This window comes from Candidatus Poribacteria bacterium (assembly GCA_026702755.1).
In the GTDB taxonomy this organism is placed as follows: Bacteria; Poribacteria; WGA-4E; order WGA-4E; family WGA-3G; genus WGA-3G.
In genome coordinates, this window is sequence record JAPPBX010000102.1 from 11888 (window position 1) to 29044 (window position 17157).

Here is a 17157-nt window from a genome sequence, read left to right on the forward strand (position 1 = left end):
TGGATCCCGATTTCTATAGATATACCACCCCGCTGGGGTGAGGAAAATACCTAAAACCGTCGTTGGAACGTTCAGAATTTGTTAGTAGCAACTTAGGTTTTTATATAAGCACTTCCTTCCATTTTCTCCACAATAACAAAAAATTTTTGCATAAAATGCATTTTATGCAACCTTTCCTTCCTTAAAATACGACATAACGTCACAAGGCAATTTCGGCGAAACTTGCAAGTCGAAACTTGTTATCAGATGGCTTTGGAGGATTGTTATGAAAAATGAAGACGTTACGCTGATTCAACGCGTCTTGTCGGGTGATGAAGGTGCGTTCACCGTGCTGATGGAAAGACATCGGAAGTGGATTCATTCGCTTGCATGGCGTGAGATCGGTGATTTCCACGCGGCACAAGAAATTACGCAGGACACATTCATTCAGGCTTTTAAGTCACTTCCAAATTTAAGAGACACCAATCGTTTTTTAGGATGGTTATATGTAATAGCAAAACGTCAGTGTATTGAATGGCTGCGGCGGAAGCCGATTACCATGCAATCACTGGATGCGATGCCGAAAGCCGAGTTAGAAACGGTATTCTATACGCAGTATCTTGAGAAGGAGCAGACGCAAGCATCAACGGATGGATTGCGTGAAGTTGTGGAACGCCTTCTTCAGAAGTTACCAGAAGCAGAACGTTCAGTGATGGTATTGCACTATTTCAACGGCTTGACATGTGAGGAGGTAAGTACGCGTTTGGATGTAACTCTGAACACAGTGAAAAGTCGACTATATCGTGCACGAAAACGGTTGGAGCAGGAGGAGTCGATGCTTCGAGAAAACTTAAGTCCAAATTTATTGAAAAGCGAACCGCGATACATTGGTGTTCAAGCCACCGCGGCAACCGAAACCGGTCAACATTTAGCGGAAGGCGGTTTCGACCTCAGTCAAACCGATAAGGTTTTCACATCTATCGGTTCTCGTACGACAGGACTCAGAGGTGACTACCCGCTACCAATGTACATGTTGCTACACTATATTAACCATCGTCGTAATGAGATAAACCTCTTTAAATTCCCTTTGGTTATTGGAAGTCGTTGGGAGCAGGAAGGTCCTCACCAATCGAAGGCAACAATAACCTTGGAAGGGTATGAAGATGTCGAAATCTCTGCTGGGAGTTTCGCATCGTGTCTGAAACATAAAACTGTCTTCGCAGACGCTGACGTGGAAGACCCCGATGCTGAAGACGGGAACGCATATATAAACGGCACGCGTTATCTGTGGTTTGCCGAGGGCGTTGGACTCGTGAAGATGCGCTATGAGCATTCCAGTGGTGTTATTACAGAAGCCGAGTTGCTTGAATATGAAATGCCTGTCCAAGAACAAGAATATCTACCTTCGCAAATTGGCACGCAGTGGACATACAAATGGCACAACGATTATCGCGATGAAGCGATCGTTGAAGAGTGGCACGTCATCCGGAATTTCAGTCATCCCGCGAATCTTGATAACCCAATGGAGCTTGCTTCAGCGAGATATGAGGTTAAAATAGAAGCCGCTGAACGACGCGTGGCGGATGTCAAGTGTGTACTAACACCGAAAGTTAACAACGGCGCAAGAGAGGACCAAAAGCCGTTGCTGTTATCTATGAGTCGCTTTGGGGCGGAGTGGGTATATGATGGATATGGTCGGTATCTTCGAGATTTGACCGTTACCGATGCAAAAGGTGAGAGGTTACCGGTAGAGGAGATCGGCAAAACACAGTGGTTAGTTGAAACACGAGATGAATCCCCTGTAACGTTGCGTTACAAAGTGTTGCTGAATCACGATGAACGGGAGTGGGCACCGGGTCCAGATGAAGCCCCTTATGTCCAAGAGGACTGTATTTTCTGTCCGGGGTATGCGCTGTTTGTTGTCAGTGAGGTGAGCGATATTGAACTGTACCTTGATGTTCCTAATAATTGGCATGTCTCAACGCCTTGGGAGCGGATTGAGTCTGATGGACACCGTTTCGTTTGCAAGGATCAGGACGACTTGATGTTTGCGTATCTCGTGATTGGTGAACACTGTGAGCATCTGGCGAAGGTTGGGGATACCGAGATTGTGCTGGCGGCTGGTGCACACTTCAAAGCGTCTATGAATGAAGTCCAGGGTACTGTTGAGGCACTGCTGAACGCATATTCAGGGATATTTGGTGGCACCCCGAGCGGTAAGCTGTTATTTGTCGCAAACCCATATCACGAAAAGGGAAGCATGAGTGGCGGTGCGTCCGGACGCAGCATCAGCGTGTTGATCGGTGGTGAATTGGATGAAGCGAGCAGACGTTTTTGGTTACCGCTGGTGGGATACATGGTTTCCTCTCTCTGGATTGGCGGGCAGATTCTCAATTTTAAGGAGCAGGAATATTGGTTGGGCGCGGGTTTCCCGAGATATTATTCAGATATTGTTTCTGTCCGTCTTGGACTTACTTCTGAAAGCGAATTTCTCAGGAGTTTTGAACGCAGGTGGGAAGCGTATCTATTCCAACAGGGGGAGTTGTCTATCCGAGAGGCAGGGAAAGATAAATCTGCTAACCGAGAACTCGTTTATGATGGCGGTAGTTTAGTCGCTGCGGCTTTGGACTTGCAAATTCGCAATCTCACGGAAAACCGAAGCAGCTTAGACGATGTGATGAAGCAGATGTATCGAAAATTCGGTCTTACCGACAGCACGTACACGATGAACGATGTCATCAGGATCGTCAGCCAGATTACGGGTAAAGATTTTAAACCCTTCTTCCACAAATATGTGGCAGGGACAGAGCGGTTGCCGTTAGAGGCGTATCTTAAGGATGCCGGTATGGATGTTGAGATAGACTTTGGTGAAAGACTTCCGAGCCTTGGATATATTCTTTTTGAGATGCTTCAGATTAATTCTCTTGGGGGGCCAACAGATGGTGGTATGTTCATCCACCATTCACCGCAGTACCAAGATGACGATGAATTGATAGGTATCAACGGCACACCGGTGAAGACATTTGACGACATCAGGAAGGTTGCCAAAGGTTGGAAATCCGGTGATGTGGTGGATTTAACCATTGGGCGAGGAGGCAAAGAGATTATCCTGCCTATAACATTAGCAGGTGATGCTTCTAAAAAACCGCCTGTAGAGACGGGAGTTATTGATGTTACGATCACGAAAAGTGAAGATAGCACGGAATCGCAACGCGCCATCTGGTTGGAGATGTTAGGCAAGGAGAATTCTAACTGATGAAAAAAACGGTTAAATCCAAACGCAATATTGTCCTGGGTGCCAGTGCCGCTACGGAAAGTGGTGAGCATTTGGCAGAAGGGACTCTCAGTTTCAAGAAAACCGATACCGCTTTGGCATCTACCGGTTCTCACACGAGAGGAAACAGTGGCGGCTATCCGCTGCCGATGTACATGTTGCTACACTATGTTAGTTATGGTGGTAATGTTAACCTCTTTAGATTTCCTTTAGTTACTGGAAATGGTTGGGAGCGGGAGGGTCCTGGTGGATCAAAAGCAGCCGCGAGTTTGGAAGGGTATGAGACGGTCGAAACCTCCACTGGGAGTTTCGCATCGTGTCTGAAACATAAAACTGTGTTCACAGACGCTGACGTTTCGGGTCCCAATGCTGAACTGGGGAAGGCGTACTTAGACGGCACGCGCTATCTATGGTTTGCCGAGGGCGTTGGACTCGTGAAGATGCGTTATGAACATTCCAACGGTGTTGTAACAGAAGCCGAGCTGCTTGAATATCAAATTCCTGCCGAAGCACAAGAATATCTTCCCTCGCAAATCGGTAATACATGGACCTACAAATGGCAGAACGATTATCGCGACGAAGCGATTGTTGAGAAGTGGCACGTCATCAGAAATTTCAGTGCGCCTGAAAATCTTGATAATCCCATGGAACTTGTGTCGGCGCGGTATAAAGTTAAAATAGATGCTACTGAACGGCGCGTAGCACACGTCAAGTGTGTCTTAACGCCGAAAGTAAGTGGTGATCTAAACGGAGATAGAAAGCCGTTACTCTTGTCCATGAGCCATTTTGGTGCTGGGAACTTATACGATGGATATGGCAGATATCTCCGCGATTTAAGAGCTACCAATACCAATGGCGAAAAAATACCGGTCACAGAGATTGGCAAAACACAGTGGATGGTTGAAACTGAGAATGACGCACCTGTGACACTGGACTACAAAGTATTGCTAAATCATGATGAGCGGGAGTGGCAATTCGGTAAGCCTGAAACCCCTTATCTCCAAGAGGACTGTATTTTCTTGCCCGGATATGCGGTGTTCATTGTCGCGGAAGTGGGGAATATCGAACTTTATCTTGATGTTCCTGAGCATTGGCGTGTCTCAACGTCATGGCAGCGTATTGGAAACGAAGGACACCGTTTTGCTATCACGGACGAGAACAATTTGATGTCTGCTTATCTCTTACTTGGAACGCATTCCGAAAGGATAGCACGTTTATCAAAGGAGGCGGATGGGACAGAAATTGTGCTTGCACTGGGTGGACGCTTCAAAGCATCTATGGATGAAGTTCAAAAAACTGTTGAATCACTCCTACACACGTATTCCGGAGTTTTCGAGGGCACGCCAAAGGATCGTATGCTGTTTGTGGCAAACCCCGATGAGAAACACCGCGGAGGTGGTGTTTCTGGACGCAGTATCAGTGTTCTGACGAGTGGATCTTTGAGTGAAACGGATAGGAGTTTTTGGGGGCCGCTGGTTGCGCATGAGGTTTTCCATATCTGGCTCGGAAAAACGATCGGTTTTAAATGGCAGGAATACTGGTTTAGCGAAGGTTTCACCGAATACTATTCAAGAATTGTCTGTACCCGCCTCGGATTAACTTCTGAGAGTGATTTTCTCAGAGATCTTGAAAGCAAGTGGGAATCGTATCTATCCCGACAGGGTGAGTTCTCTATCCGAGAGGCGGGCGAGGACAAGTCCGCCAACCGAGAACTCGTCTATCAAGGAGGGAATCTGATTGCTGCGGCTTTGGACTTACAGATTCGCAGTCTCACGCAAAACCGGAAAAGCTTGGACGATGTGATGAAGCAGATGTATCGGAAATTCGGTCTCACCGGAAGCAAATACACAATGCGTGATGTCATCAGAATTGTCAACCAAGTTGCGGGTGAGAATTTTGAACCCTTCTTCTGCAAGTATGTGGCAGGGACAGATCAATTGCCTCTGGAAAAATATCTCAGGGATGCAGGTGTGGATGCAAATGTGGAATTTAGCGAAGAGCTGCCACGTTTTAGCTATATCGTTCATGAGATGCTTGGTATCAGTTCAATCGGGGGCCCGACGGGCGGCGGTATGTTTATCCACGGGTCCAAGCAGTATCAGAATGACGACAACTTGATAGGTGTCAACGGCACACCGGTGAAGTTTTTTGACGACATCAGAAAGGCTGCCAAAGATTGGAAACCCGGTGATCTGGTGGAGTTAACCCTTGAAAGAGAGGGAAAAGAGATTATCCTGCCCATCACGTTAGAAGGGGATGCGTCTAAAGAACCCCCATTGGAGGCGGGTCCTATTGATGTTACCATTACGAAGAGAACGGATAGCACAGAATCGCAATGCGCAATCTGGTCAGGGATGTTGGGCAATGGAAATCATCCTTTTCAGGAGGAAACTCATGAAAGAAACAATTAAATCCGAACGCAATATTGTCCTTAGTGCCACCACCACTACAGAAAATGGAGAACGTTTAGCGGAAGGAGATTTTAGTTTTAAAAGAACTGATGATGTTTTGACCCTTACAAATTTTGGCTCCAGCGGGACCGGTCGAGCCGATCCATCGCCGAGATATATGTTGCTGTATTATATTGGTCACCATGCAACGGATCTCTTCAGATTTTCTCTGGATGTAGGGGATACCTGGATACAGGAGGGTAGTTCGCACGCATGGCACGCGCAGATGAAGACAAGCTTGGAAGGTTATGAACAGGTAGGCGTTTCCGCAGGCGTTTTTTCAGACTGCCTGAAGCATAAAACTGTCTTCACAGGTGCTAAAGCAGGTTCTACACTGAGAAGTGCGCTTGTGAACGGTACACGTTATCTGTGGTTTGCTAAAGGGATTGGGGTTGTGAAGATGCGATATGAGCATTCCAACGGTGTTATTACGGAGGCCGAATTGCTTGAATATGAAGTTCCTATTGAAGCGCAAGAATACTTCCCCTTGCATGTTGATAATATGTGGCGATATAAATGGCAAAACGATTATCGCGATGAGCCGGTTATTGAAACATGTCACGTTGTCAGCAACTTCGGTGCGTCCGACACTCTTGAGAACCCGATGGAACTTGCGTCAGCGAGGTATGAAGTTAAAATAGATGCTGACGAACCGCGTGTGGCGCATGTTAGGGGTGTCTTAACCCCGAAACATGACAACGGCGAAGGGCTTCTATTGTCTATGAGTGAGTTTGGCGCGAACGGGATACACGATGGATATGGCAGGTACCTCCGAGATCTGTCGGTCACGAATGCTGACGGAGAAAAACTACCACTGGTACTTCTCGGTAAAACGCAGTGGGCGGTTAAAACAAGGGATAAGTCGCCTGTGACGTTAAGTTACAAAGTATTGCTGAACCATGATGAAATAGAATGGCCCCCTGGTCGCGATGAGGCTCCCTACGTCCAAGAGGACTGTATTTTTTGTCCCGGATATGCCTTGTTTGTCGTTGGTGAGGTGAGCGATATTGAACTGTCTGTTGATGTACCTGATGATTGGCACGTCTCGACCCCTTGGCAACACGTCGACGATAAAGGACACCGTTTCACTATTGCAGACCAAGACGATTTGATGTATGCATATATGGTGCTTGGTACGCATTCTGAGAAGATAGCACGTTTGTCAAATAGGGAAACCAATGAAGCAGAGATTGTATTGGCAATCGGTGGCAGTTTTAAAGTCGCTGCTGATGAAATCCAGCGCACAGTTGAAGCACTTTTACATGCGTATTCAAGGGTTTTCGGCGGGACCCCGAAAGAGAAGATGCTGTTTGTTGCAAACCCTTATGGCGGAAAGGGTGAAACGCGGGGCGGCGTTTCTGGACGCAGCATCAGCACGCTGATGGGGGGTCCCTTAGATGAAAATAGTAAAAATTTTTGGGTGCCGCTGGTTGCACATGAAGTTTGTCATATTTGGATCGGGACAGCCATTAAGTTTTTTGACGAGCAGGAATACTGGTTTATGGAAGGGTTCACCGATTATTATTCAGAGATTATCTCTGTTCGGCTCGGGCTTCTATCTGAAGCCGATTTCTTCAAAAACCTTGAACGGATCTGTGAATCGTATCTACGTCAAGCTGGCACACTCTCCATGCGCGAGGCGGGAGCAGACAAAATGGGAAACTCGGGTTTGGTCTATTGTGGTGGCGGGCTGGTTGCTGCCGCATTAGATATGCAGATTCGTAAACTCACACACGTCTCAATGGACGCGGGGCAAAAGAGTCTGGACGATGTGATGAAACAGATGTATCAGGAGTTTGGTACCACCGATGAAAAGTATACGATAGATGATGTCATCCGCGTTGTCACTGACGTTGTGGGTAAAGATTTTGAGCCGTTCTTCCGCAAGTATGTTTCGGGAACGGAAAGGTTGCCGCTCGCTGAATATTTCGGAGAGGCGGGTCTGGACGTGCAGATAGAAGATGCGCTTCCTGAGCTCGGTTATGTCCTTAAAGAGATGCTCGGTATCAGGTCCCTTACACGAACACAAGGGGGAACTCTAATTATTGATAAATCCCCGGCGTTTAGAGATGGAGATAATCTGGCTGCCATCAATGGTACACCTGTGAATTCATTTAGCGGCATGGCGAAACTTGCCAAAGATTGGAAATCTGGTGATGTGGTCGAATTAACTCTCGAAAGAAGTGGTGAAAAAATCACATTGCCCGTCACATTAGGCGGAACAGCTGGGGAACTGCCGATAGAAGAGGAAGTGGTGAGTGTCGCAATAAGCAAAAGCACAGGTGGTACAAACTTCCAACGCTCCATTTTGGATGGTATTTTAGGCAGCAGTCAGTGATTTTGTCATGAGATGGTTCGGGTCAAGGCGAGTTCTAAAAAAGCAATTGCCTGTTCCCGAGAAACCGAGGGGAACCCTTCAAGAAAATAGTCAAGGCTCTCTCCAGCTTTGAGATGATCAATAAGTGCCTTTACAGGAACACGGGTGCCCGAAAACACCGGTGTCCCTCCATGAATCTCAGGATCTTGGTTTATCACGTGTTCGGGTTTCATTTTGAGGGTCATAACCTCCGATAATTTTTATGTCTGATTTGTTATGAGTATACTACATTTCAAACCTTATATCAACGGGAAAATGTTTTTATCCATCACAAAAAGAATGAATAGCACGGACTTCTAACACGCCATCCTGTCCGAAATTTTACCGGAAAATAAACATCACGGATGAAAAAAGTTGCCTAAAGATACATTTTATGCAACCTTTCCTCCTTTAAAACACGACACAACGTCATAAGGCAATATTCTTTGGTGGAGTGAGGAAAATGTGCCTGGTTCGCCTACCGGTGTTACCATCAGATACTTTGAGGATATGATGTGTGAAGAGATAAGGAATTTTTAGGTGTATCGGCAAATACGATTAAGAGTCATCTCCACCAATCGCAGTAACACTAAAAAATAAAAAGGAGAAATCCATGATTCGACAGGCACGAGACAGTTTCCAACTGTCAATAAATCTAACTGAGAAAATTATGTGGGCAATTTCCCGCATCAAATTGTTTTTTTCGCGGATAATCACCATTTCAACCGTTCTTGCGGTGATATTAATATTAGGCATAGAGCATGGATTTGCCCCGATAGCAAATCAGGTTTTATGTGCTGCTGCACACGCGGGTGAATCGGAAGAACCCACTGCTGCTAATGAAGGGAATCGTTACATTACACTCAGTGCCAACACTGATGAAGAAAGTGGAGCACCTTTAGCAAGCGGAAGTTTCTATCTGACGAGGACAGATGCAGCTTTAATCTCTGCAGGTTTTGGGACGCAAGGGACTGGTAAAGGGGACCCAAATCCGATGTACATGTTGATGTATTACATTTTCCACTATAATACTGATCTTTTCAGGTATCCTTTAGTTGTGGGGAATTCTTGGACGCAATCAGGACACTGGGGATCGCAGGCGGAGACGACCATGGAGGGTTATGAACAGGTGGAAATTACCACAGGGACTTTCCCAGACTGCCTTAAGCATAAAACTGTCTTTACTGAGGCTAAAGCAGGCACCCCCCTCAAGAGTTCTCTTGTGAACGGCACGCGTTATTTATGGTTTGCCAAAGGCATTGGCATCGTGAAAATGCGCTATGAACATGCTAATGGTGTCATAACCGAAGCAGAATTGCTTGAATACGATGTTCCAGTCAAAGGTGAAGTATACCTCCCTTTACAGGTAGATAACGCTTGGACCTACAAATGGCAAAACGACTATCGCGGTGAAGCAATTATTGAGAAGTGCCAAGTCGCCGAGAATAGCGATAAGTCTCCAGGTTCTGATGAGGATATAGTGATCCCTGAGTCCGAGAAAATGGTGCTTACGTCCGCGAGATATGAAGTCACAATAGAAGCAGATGAACGGCGTGTGGCACACGTCAGGTGTGTTTTAACGCCGAAAGAGGACACTGGGGAGACACTTCCGTTATACATGAGTCGCTTTGGCACTGAAACAGTACGCAACGGCTATGCTGAGTATCTCCGAGATTTGGCGGTTACCACTATTGACCAAGGAGAATTGCCTATAAAGAAACTCGGCAAAACTCGCTGGGCGGTTAAAGTAGGGAATAAATCACCTTTGGTACTGGATTACAAAGTATTACTAAACCACGACGAAAGGCAATGGCCCCCCGGCAGGTCTGAAACACCTTACGTTCAGGAAGATTGTATCTTCTTGCCGGGATATGCACTATTCGTCATTGGTGAGGTGGACGATGTTGAACTGCGTGTTAATGTTCCTGATGACTGGTACGTTTCAACCCCTTGGCACCAGATCGGAGACGAAGGACATCGTTTTGCTGTGAAAGATCAGAATGATTTGATATATGCGTATATGGTGCTTGGTACGCATTCCGAAAAGGTGGCAAAATCTGGCGAAGCGGAGGTTATTGTAGCAGTCGGTGGAAGTTTTAAGAGAGCTGCTGCCGAAATACAAAGCACAGTTGAATCCTTCTTGAAGGCATATTCGGGAGTATTCAGCGGCACACCGAAGGGCAAAATGATATTTGTCGCGAATCCTTATGGCGCGCGAGGACGCTTAGGAGGTGGCGTATCAGGACGCAGCATTAGCGTTCTGATAGGTGGCGCGCTGAATGAAGCGAGCAACCGATTTTGGGTGCCACTTGTCGGACACGAGGTTTTCCATATCTGGAACGGGACAACTATCAATTTTAGTGAACAAGAATACTGGTTTAGCGAAGGATTCACTGAGTACTATTCAAGAATTACCTCTGCCCGACTCGGTTTTACCTCTGAAAGCGATTTTCTCAGAGATCTTGAACGCGCATGTGAATTGTATCTGTCTAAGTCAGGGAAACTCTCTATGCGAGAGGCAGGGAGAAACAAATTTGCCAACATGGATTTGGTGTACCAAGGGGGGAATCTAATTGCTGCTACTTTGGATGTACAGATCCGCAAACTCACACAGAATCAAAAGAGCCTTGACGATGTGATGAAGCAGATATATCGAGAGTTTGGTACCACCGGCGAAACGTATACGATAGATGATGTTGTCCGCATTGTTACTGACATTGCGGGTAAAGATTTCGAGCCGTTCTTTCGCGAGTATGTTTCCGGAACAGAAAGGTTGCCACTCGCCGAATATTTCGGAAATGCGGGTGTGGATGTTAAGATAGAATTGGGTGAACAAGTTCCGAACTGGAATTACGTGGTCTATACGATGCTTCATATCAATTCGCTGACACAGACAAATAGGGGGTTGATTATCCATAGGTCTCCAAGGGTTGGCTATAAAGATGAAGACAACCTGATTGGCATTAACGGTGCACCAGTGAGAACGTTTAACGACATCAGGGACGCTGCCAAGGATTGGAAGGGTGGTGATATAATAAAGTTAACGCTTGAACGGGATGGTGAAAAAATTACCTTACCTATCACATTAGGTGGACCATCCCATAAACCGCCGATGGAGGCAGCAAATATTGATGTTACCATCACAAAAAGAGCAGATAGGACCGATTCACAGCACTTGATCTGGTCGGGCATATTGACGAACAGCCGGTAATTTCGTTACAAGGACTTACGCAACGCACAATAAAGCGCGCGACTACGAACCACACAGAAACCTTTGAGAAACAGACGTATTTCCAAGGTGTATCTATTGGTAGTAAAGTGATTTATCGCTGGTCTGCGTAAGTCCTAACACATTTTAATATATTGCGTAAGTCTTACTTGAATTAAAGGGGTATGGAGTTAAATCCACTGATTCTGGTGGAAAGTAGACACCACAGACAAGGAAGATTGCCTAAAGATACATTTTATGCAACCTTTCCTCCTTTAAAACACGACATAACGTCATAAGGCAATATTCTTTTTCTGAAGTTATTCCTTGAGATTCCATCGATTTTCAGGAGAAGTTAGGAGAAAACAAAAAATGACAAACGGTTTCGTCTTTTTGGTAGTGTTAATAGTCCTCTTGTTCGGGGCATCAAGTGCTATTTGGGCGCAGTTAGGTACAGTACTATCCCGTGATTTTGTTCGCATCACAGGCACTGAAGACCTGGATTTTTCAAAAGGGTTGACTGCCCGTGTGACAGCAAACCCGGCAGCGGGATTTTCCTTTCCTTATTATCTGTTTGTTCCACAAGAAATAGATTTCGGCAAACCCGTTCATTTGCTGGTAGAACCGTGTAATACCGGAACGACCAGTGACGACTTTGAATCCCACGATAGCAAGGCAAAGTCCTTAGCGTTAAAAAGATCCTCCCACGCCAACAAAATTGCACGTAAGTTAAAAGTTCCGCTGCTTGTTCCTGTTTTCCCGCGACCAGGTGGAGAGCGGTGGCGAATCTATACACACGCCTTGGATAGAGACACCTTATTGTTTAAAGAGGGAGACCTGAGAAGAATAGACGAGCAACTTATCAAAATGATAGCGCACGCGCAACAACTCCTGCGGCACAACAACGTAAAGGTAAATGAGCAGGTCTTCATGAACGGATTTTCGGCTTCTGGAACATTTACGAATCGGTTTGCGATTTTACACCCAACACTTGTTCGTGCTGTAGCGACTGGTGGAGTCAACTGCATTCCAACCTTTCCAACGGATCAATGGAACGGGACCACAATGCGTTACCCTGTTGGAATTGCTGACATAAAAGAGATCGCTGGTATTGATTTTGACGAAGCGGCATATAAACGTGTTTCCCAGTACATTTATATGGGTGCCTTGGATAACAACGATACCGTTCCTTACCGAGATGGCTATGATGAAGTGGATGCCGAGTTAGTCAAAAGCCTCATTGGCGCGAAAATGATGCCGGATCGGTGGGAGATGAGTCAGTCAATATACAAGGCACTTGAGATTCCTGCCCAATTTGTCACGTATGAGAATACTCGACATGAAATCAGGCGGGAAATAATTGATGATGTCGTCGCGTTTTTCAAGGCGAATTCGGGTACCGATATAGTTGAAATTAACCCGTATCAATATTCAGATGAACGCACCATCGTTCTGAGTGCCAGTGCTGCTACCGAAAGCGGAGAACATTTGGCGGATGGCACTGTTACGCTCAGGGAAACCGATACGGTTTTGACATCCGCAACTTATGGAACCCGTGGGATGGGTAAAAACGATCCATCGCCGAGGTACATGTTAATAAGTTATCTTGTGCACCATCCAACAGACCTGTTTAGATTTCCCCTGATTGTCGGAGATACTTGGACACAGGAAGGGGATTGGGAAGCACAAATAGAGATAACCTTAGAGGGGCATGAAGCGGTGGAGGTCTCCGCAGACATTTTCACGATATGCCTGAAACATAAAACCGTCTTCACTGGTACTGATACCGGTTCTGAACTTAAGAATTCGCTTGTGAACGGTACACGTTATTTGTGGTTCGCCAAGGGTGTTGGACTCGTGAAAATGCGCTATGAACATGCCAACGGTGTTGTAACGGAAGCCGAGCTGCTTGAATACGACGTTCCAGTCAAAGGGGAAGAATACCTTCCCTTGCAGATTGGCAACACGTGGACATATAGATGGCAAAATAGTTATCGGGACGAGGCGGTTATTGAGAAATGGCAAGTCGCCGACTTTTTTAGATACGACGGGGCCGATGTGGCGCAACAAGGGACAACACCGCCAAAAGTTGTAAAGACTATTCCGGACGTATCTAAAAAAGTTTCTACGGATCTAAAAGAGATACGGGTCGTCTTCAGCGAGAGGATGCAGGGAATGGATGTCGGGTTTGCTGGGGTTCCAGTCGGCGATATCCAGTGGGAAGATGACAATACAACCCTCGTTATTTCGTTTAATCAACGTCTATCACCTTCAAAAATTTACCGGCTTATATTGGGACGCAATGAAGGTTACAGGGATATGACTGGAGTTCCGCTGGAAGAGTATATCCTAACATTTACAACGGAAGGCACCGATCCAGTTACGCCTACTTTTGTGGATATGATACCTATTCATGTAACAGGTATTGAAGAATTAAACCTCTCGAATGAATCGCTTTATCGCATTTCAGCCGACCTCACAGAAGGGTTTGCTTTTCCGTATTATCTGTTTGTTCCACAAGGAATGGATTCCAGCAAACCGGTTCATCTACTGATAGAGCCTTGCAACACCGGAACAGTTAGCGACAATTTTAAAATCCACGATAAGAATGTGAAAGGATTAGCAGAGGCATCTCATGCGACTGACATCGCAAGGAAACTGAAAGTACCACTGCTTGTGCCTGTTTTTCCGAGACCCGGCGGCGATCGGACGCATATCTACACGCATGCTTTAGATAGAGATACCCTCCTGATTGAAGAAGGTGGGCTTAGGCGGATCGACTTGCAACTCATCAAAATGATAAACCATGCACAGCAACTTCTGCGATACAACGACCTAAAGGTAAATGATCAGGTCTTCATGAATGGATTTTCGGCTTCTGGGACGTTTACAAATCGGTTTACGATTTTACACCCGACGGTGGTCCGTGCGGTCGCGACGGGTGGCATCAACTGTATTCCGACCTTCCCAACGGATCGCTGGGACGGGACCACGATGCGTTACCCAGTTGGGATCTCGGATGTGAAGGAAATCGCTGGTATTGAATTTGACGAGATGGCGTATAAGAAGGTTTCCCAGTATATTTACATGGGCGCGCTTGACGATAATGACACCGTTCCCTTCCGAGATGCTTATGATGAGGTGGATGCTGAGTTAGTCAAAAGCCTCATTGGGGCGAAAATGATGCCGGATCGGTGGGAGATGAGTCAGTTGATATACAAGGCACTTGGGGTTCCTGCCCAATTTGTTACTTATGAGGATACCCGGCATGAAATCAAAAGTGAAATGATTGATGATATTGTCGCCTTTTTCAAGGCGAACGCTGCGGATGAAATTGTTGAAATCGTTCCGCATCAATATCCGATTGGAGAGTGAAAATGAAAGGGATACTATTTCCTTTGGTTCTTGGGCTATTGGTAGTGGACTTCGTCTCTGCTGGGTTGGATGAGGACCTTGTTGTTTATTTTACCTTTGACAGTGTGGAAGGCAAGAAGATTCTTGATGCCTCCAGTAACGATCTCCATGCCGATGTCATCGCAAATACCGATTTTGTCAAAGGTCGATATGGAGATGCCATTCATATTGCCCGTGATGCCCAAAGAACAGATTGCATCAATGTTTCTTCTGATTCTATACTAAAAATCGAAAGTAAGATAACCATGATGGCGTGGGTGTACCATGAAGATTGGAACGAAGCTTCGGGCCAGTGGTTTGATAAAGGCTCTCATGTCCAACCTTTTGGCTATGGCATGGGAGTATTCAAGGATATTGAGGGTTTTGGTTTCAAAGGTTTTGAAAAACAGATTGGGTTATTCCTTGGCGGCGAAGGCACATGGAAATTCTTTACTGATAACCCGATAGCGGATAAAGGTTGGCATCACATCGCTGGCACCTACGATGGTGAGTTTGCGAAAATCTATCTGGATGGCGAGCTCATCTCTGAAGATGAAAGTATATTTAAGCTCGTCACTGCTAATGATATGGACATGCGTATTGGTTGTGTCAAAGACCGTCCGCAATTCAACTTCAGAAACGGTTCTATTGACGAAGTGGGTGTCTGGCGACGTGCGCTCTCTCAGGCTGAAATTAAGGAGGCGATGAAGGATTTTCTCGCGGTTTCATCGAAAGATAAGGTCGCCACCACTTGGGGAGATATTAAGCATAGGGCAATTACTGACGAATAGGTATCGGTTCCCCAAGGGATATAGTACAATCTGAACATAAATTGAGGTTGTAAGGGTTGCGTCTCTATACAAAATTATCGGAGGAAATTGCCCACGTATTAAAAACCAACACAAAAAATCTTTCAAAAGGAGAAATAATCATGAGATTTCCAAACTTCAGACACCCGCTTGTGGCTCTCGTTGGGATTTTAGTACTTTTGCTTGTTGCACCATTGCTTAGTAGGGGCGAGGTAACCTCGCCCCTACAAGAGGACGCGAGTACCCTCTCAGGGCGCGTTGTCGGTATGGCGGGGAATCCCGTTTCCGAGCTTACGTTGGGAATTCAACCGATTGATATTATTGATGGAAAGATGTGGCAGATACCCACACCGATGCAACAATCTCGGACCAATTCAATCGGTAGTTTCCGCATCGGCAGCATCGTTCCGGGGCACGCGAAATTGGTGGTGGTTCCAAAGTCAGGAACCATTGAACCCGATACGGAAATTCGCTCCATCGACATTGGCGGCTTGAGTTTCTTACCAATTGACATGCCAAATTTCCAGATATCGCATGAGCAGCGTATTAGGTTCCTTTCTACTTTTGAAGTCGAACCGAAGAAAGTGTCAACTGTGGGTGGTATCCCACTTTACATCAAGTCGGGGGTGGATATTAAAGACATAACAGTAACCGTGCAACCTCGAATGCACATCCGTTGTCGGGTCCTTTTGGCGGATGGCACACCCTTAACCGACGCAACCGTAAAACTTCACCTAAGCTATCGGAGTTTAGATGATGTGATGAGCGGGAGTTTCAGCAGGAGTCCAACCTATACAGATTCGGGTGGCTACATTGTGATGTATGTGAATTTGCCAGCGTTTTGCACAGTGTCTGTAGAATATCAAGGAGACACGGCAACAGCGGAAACGTTTAAGATCGCAGAGGGGCAACGCCGTCATGATTTGGTTTTCCGGTTGAGCGAGGCTTCAGTTCCGCCTGTCCCGAAGATGCCGATGCCGAACCCAATGGAAGCGTGGGTCGTGAATCCTGCCAATGGGCACGCCTATAAAAAGATTCGGTGTAAAAGTTGGGAGGATGCCCACACTACGGCGGCTGCCGAAAGAGCACACTTGGTGTCGATTAACGACGAAGCAGAGCAGAAGTGGCTTGTGGAAACATTCGGGGAAGAACCGTTTTTAATCGGGTTGACTCAGCTGGCAAATCAAACCGAATGGCAGTGGACGAGTGGTGAACCGGTTACGTACACGAACTGGGCACTTCAGGAATCGAAAATGGATCAAGGTGCGCTTGTGTTTGTGGATATGATAAATGGAAAATGGCATATCGGGACATCTGAGAGTTTACAACGTATCGGCATTGCGCTCCTCGAAAAAGAGGACGGCAATGCTGAAGTAAAGTAGTCGACGGTCGTCAGCAGTCAGCCCTCAGTAAGATCGGTCTGTGGCAGAAAGCAGGACGCAACCGCAGCTACTCTATTATAATTAGGACTTACGCAAATTGAACAGACAAAATATGTTTTTTGCTGAAAAAGTTGTTATTTCGGTGTCTTTAACCCCCTAAATCCCCCTTATCAGGGGGACTTTAAGAGGAAGCGCGTAAGTCCTAATAATAAAACCCGTAATTACCTATATACCAACACAAGGGCGAGGTTGCAAACCTCGCCAGCGGCGGTGGGGTTTTTGTTCACTGAGGAACTGTAAACATAT

Annotated in this window: 8 protein-coding genes; 7 read left to right on the forward strand and 1 reads right to left on the reverse strand. The window is 46.2% G+C overall.

All coding sequences use genetic code 11. The annotated features are described in order from the left end of the window. The first annotated feature begins 265 nt into the window (after nucleotides 1–265). Genes OXH39_20325 through OXH39_20335 form a run of 3 tightly spaced genes read left to right on the forward strand, consistent with a single transcriptional unit; the run spans nucleotide 266 to nucleotide 8041 of the window. Entirely contained in the window at nucleotides 266–3235 is a 2970-nt protein-coding gene (locus OXH39_20325; GenBank protein ID MCY3552812.1) for a sigma-70 family RNA polymerase sigma factor, read from the forward strand. Then, nucleotides 3235–5664: a M1 family aminopeptidase gene (locus OXH39_20330; GenBank protein ID MCY3552813.1), complete on the forward strand. Its 2430-nt coding sequence runs from the start codon at nucleotides 3235–3237 to the stop codon at nucleotides 5662–5664. Before OXH39_20325 ends, OXH39_20330 begins: the two co-directional genes overlap by 1 nt. Next, a complete protein-coding gene (locus OXH39_20335) occupies nucleotides 5648–8041 on the forward strand; it encodes a hypothetical protein (protein ID MCY3552814.1) in 2394 nt (797 codons plus the stop codon). Before OXH39_20330 ends, OXH39_20335 begins: the two co-directional genes overlap by 17 nt. Nucleotides 8042–8046: 5 nt before the next feature. On the opposite strand, the gene OXH39_20340 is transcribed toward OXH39_20335, so the two are convergent. Further along, on the reverse strand, nucleotides 8047–8253 hold the full coding sequence (locus OXH39_20340; protein MCY3552815.1) for a DUF433 domain-containing protein: 207 nt from the start codon (nucleotides 8251–8253) through the stop codon (nucleotides 8047–8049). A gap of 419 nt (nucleotides 8254–8672) precedes the next feature. On the opposite strand from OXH39_20340, the gene OXH39_20345 reads away from it, so the two are divergent. The 4 genes from OXH39_20345 (at nucleotide 8673) to OXH39_20360 (ending at nucleotide 16851) form a co-directional block, all read left to right on the forward strand. Next, nucleotides 8673–11270 carry a hypothetical protein gene (locus tag OXH39_20345; protein MCY3552816.1) on the forward strand — a complete coding sequence of 866 codons (2598 nt, stop codon included), beginning with the start codon at nucleotides 8673–8675 and terminating at the stop codon, nucleotides 11268–11270. A gap of 369 nt (nucleotides 11271–11639) precedes the next feature. Further along, entirely contained in the window at nucleotides 11640–14642 is a 3003-nt protein-coding gene (locus tag OXH39_20350) for an Ig-like domain-containing protein (GenBank protein MCY3552817.1), read from the forward strand. Nucleotides 14643–14644: 2 nt separating this feature from the next. Beyond that, nucleotides 14645–15451, forward strand: coding sequence for a LamG domain-containing protein (locus tag OXH39_20355; GenBank protein MCY3552818.1), 807 nt, complete (start codon nucleotides 14645–14647; stop codon nucleotides 15449–15451). A gap of 140 nt (nucleotides 15452–15591) precedes the next feature. Further along, entirely contained in the window at nucleotides 15592–16851 is a 1260-nt protein-coding gene (locus OXH39_20360; protein MCY3552819.1) for a lectin-like protein, read from the forward strand. Nucleotides 16852–17157 lie beyond the last annotated feature (306 nt).

Excerpts from the sequence above, each read along its gene's own strand:
- OXH39_20325 (MCY3552812.1), top strand. The coding sequence starts at position 266 with ATGAAAAATGAAGACGTTACGCTGATTCAACGCGTCTTGTCGGGTGAT.
- OXH39_20330 (MCY3552813.1), top strand. The coding sequence starts at position 3,235 with ATGAAAAAAACGGTTAAATCCAAACGCAATATTGTCCTGGGTGCCAGT.
- OXH39_20335 (MCY3552814.1), top strand. The coding sequence starts at position 5,648 with ATGAAAGAAACAATTAAATCCGAACGCAATATTGTCCTTAGTGCCACC.
- OXH39_20340 (MCY3552815.1), bottom strand. The coding sequence starts at position 8,253 with ATGAAACCCGAACACGTGATAAACCAAGATCCTGAGATTCATGGAGGG.
- OXH39_20345 (MCY3552816.1), top strand. The coding sequence starts at position 8,673 with ATGATTCGACAGGCACGAGACAGTTTCCAACTGTCAATAAATCTAACT.
- OXH39_20350 (MCY3552817.1), top strand. The coding sequence starts at position 11,640 with ATGACAAACGGTTTCGTCTTTTTGGTAGTGTTAATAGTCCTCTTGTTC.
- OXH39_20355 (MCY3552818.1), top strand. The coding sequence starts at position 14,645 with ATGAAAGGGATACTATTTCCTTTGGTTCTTGGGCTATTGGTAGTGGAC.
- OXH39_20360 (MCY3552819.1), top strand. The coding sequence starts at position 15,592 with ATGAGATTTCCAAACTTCAGACACCCGCTTGTGGCTCTCGTTGGGATT.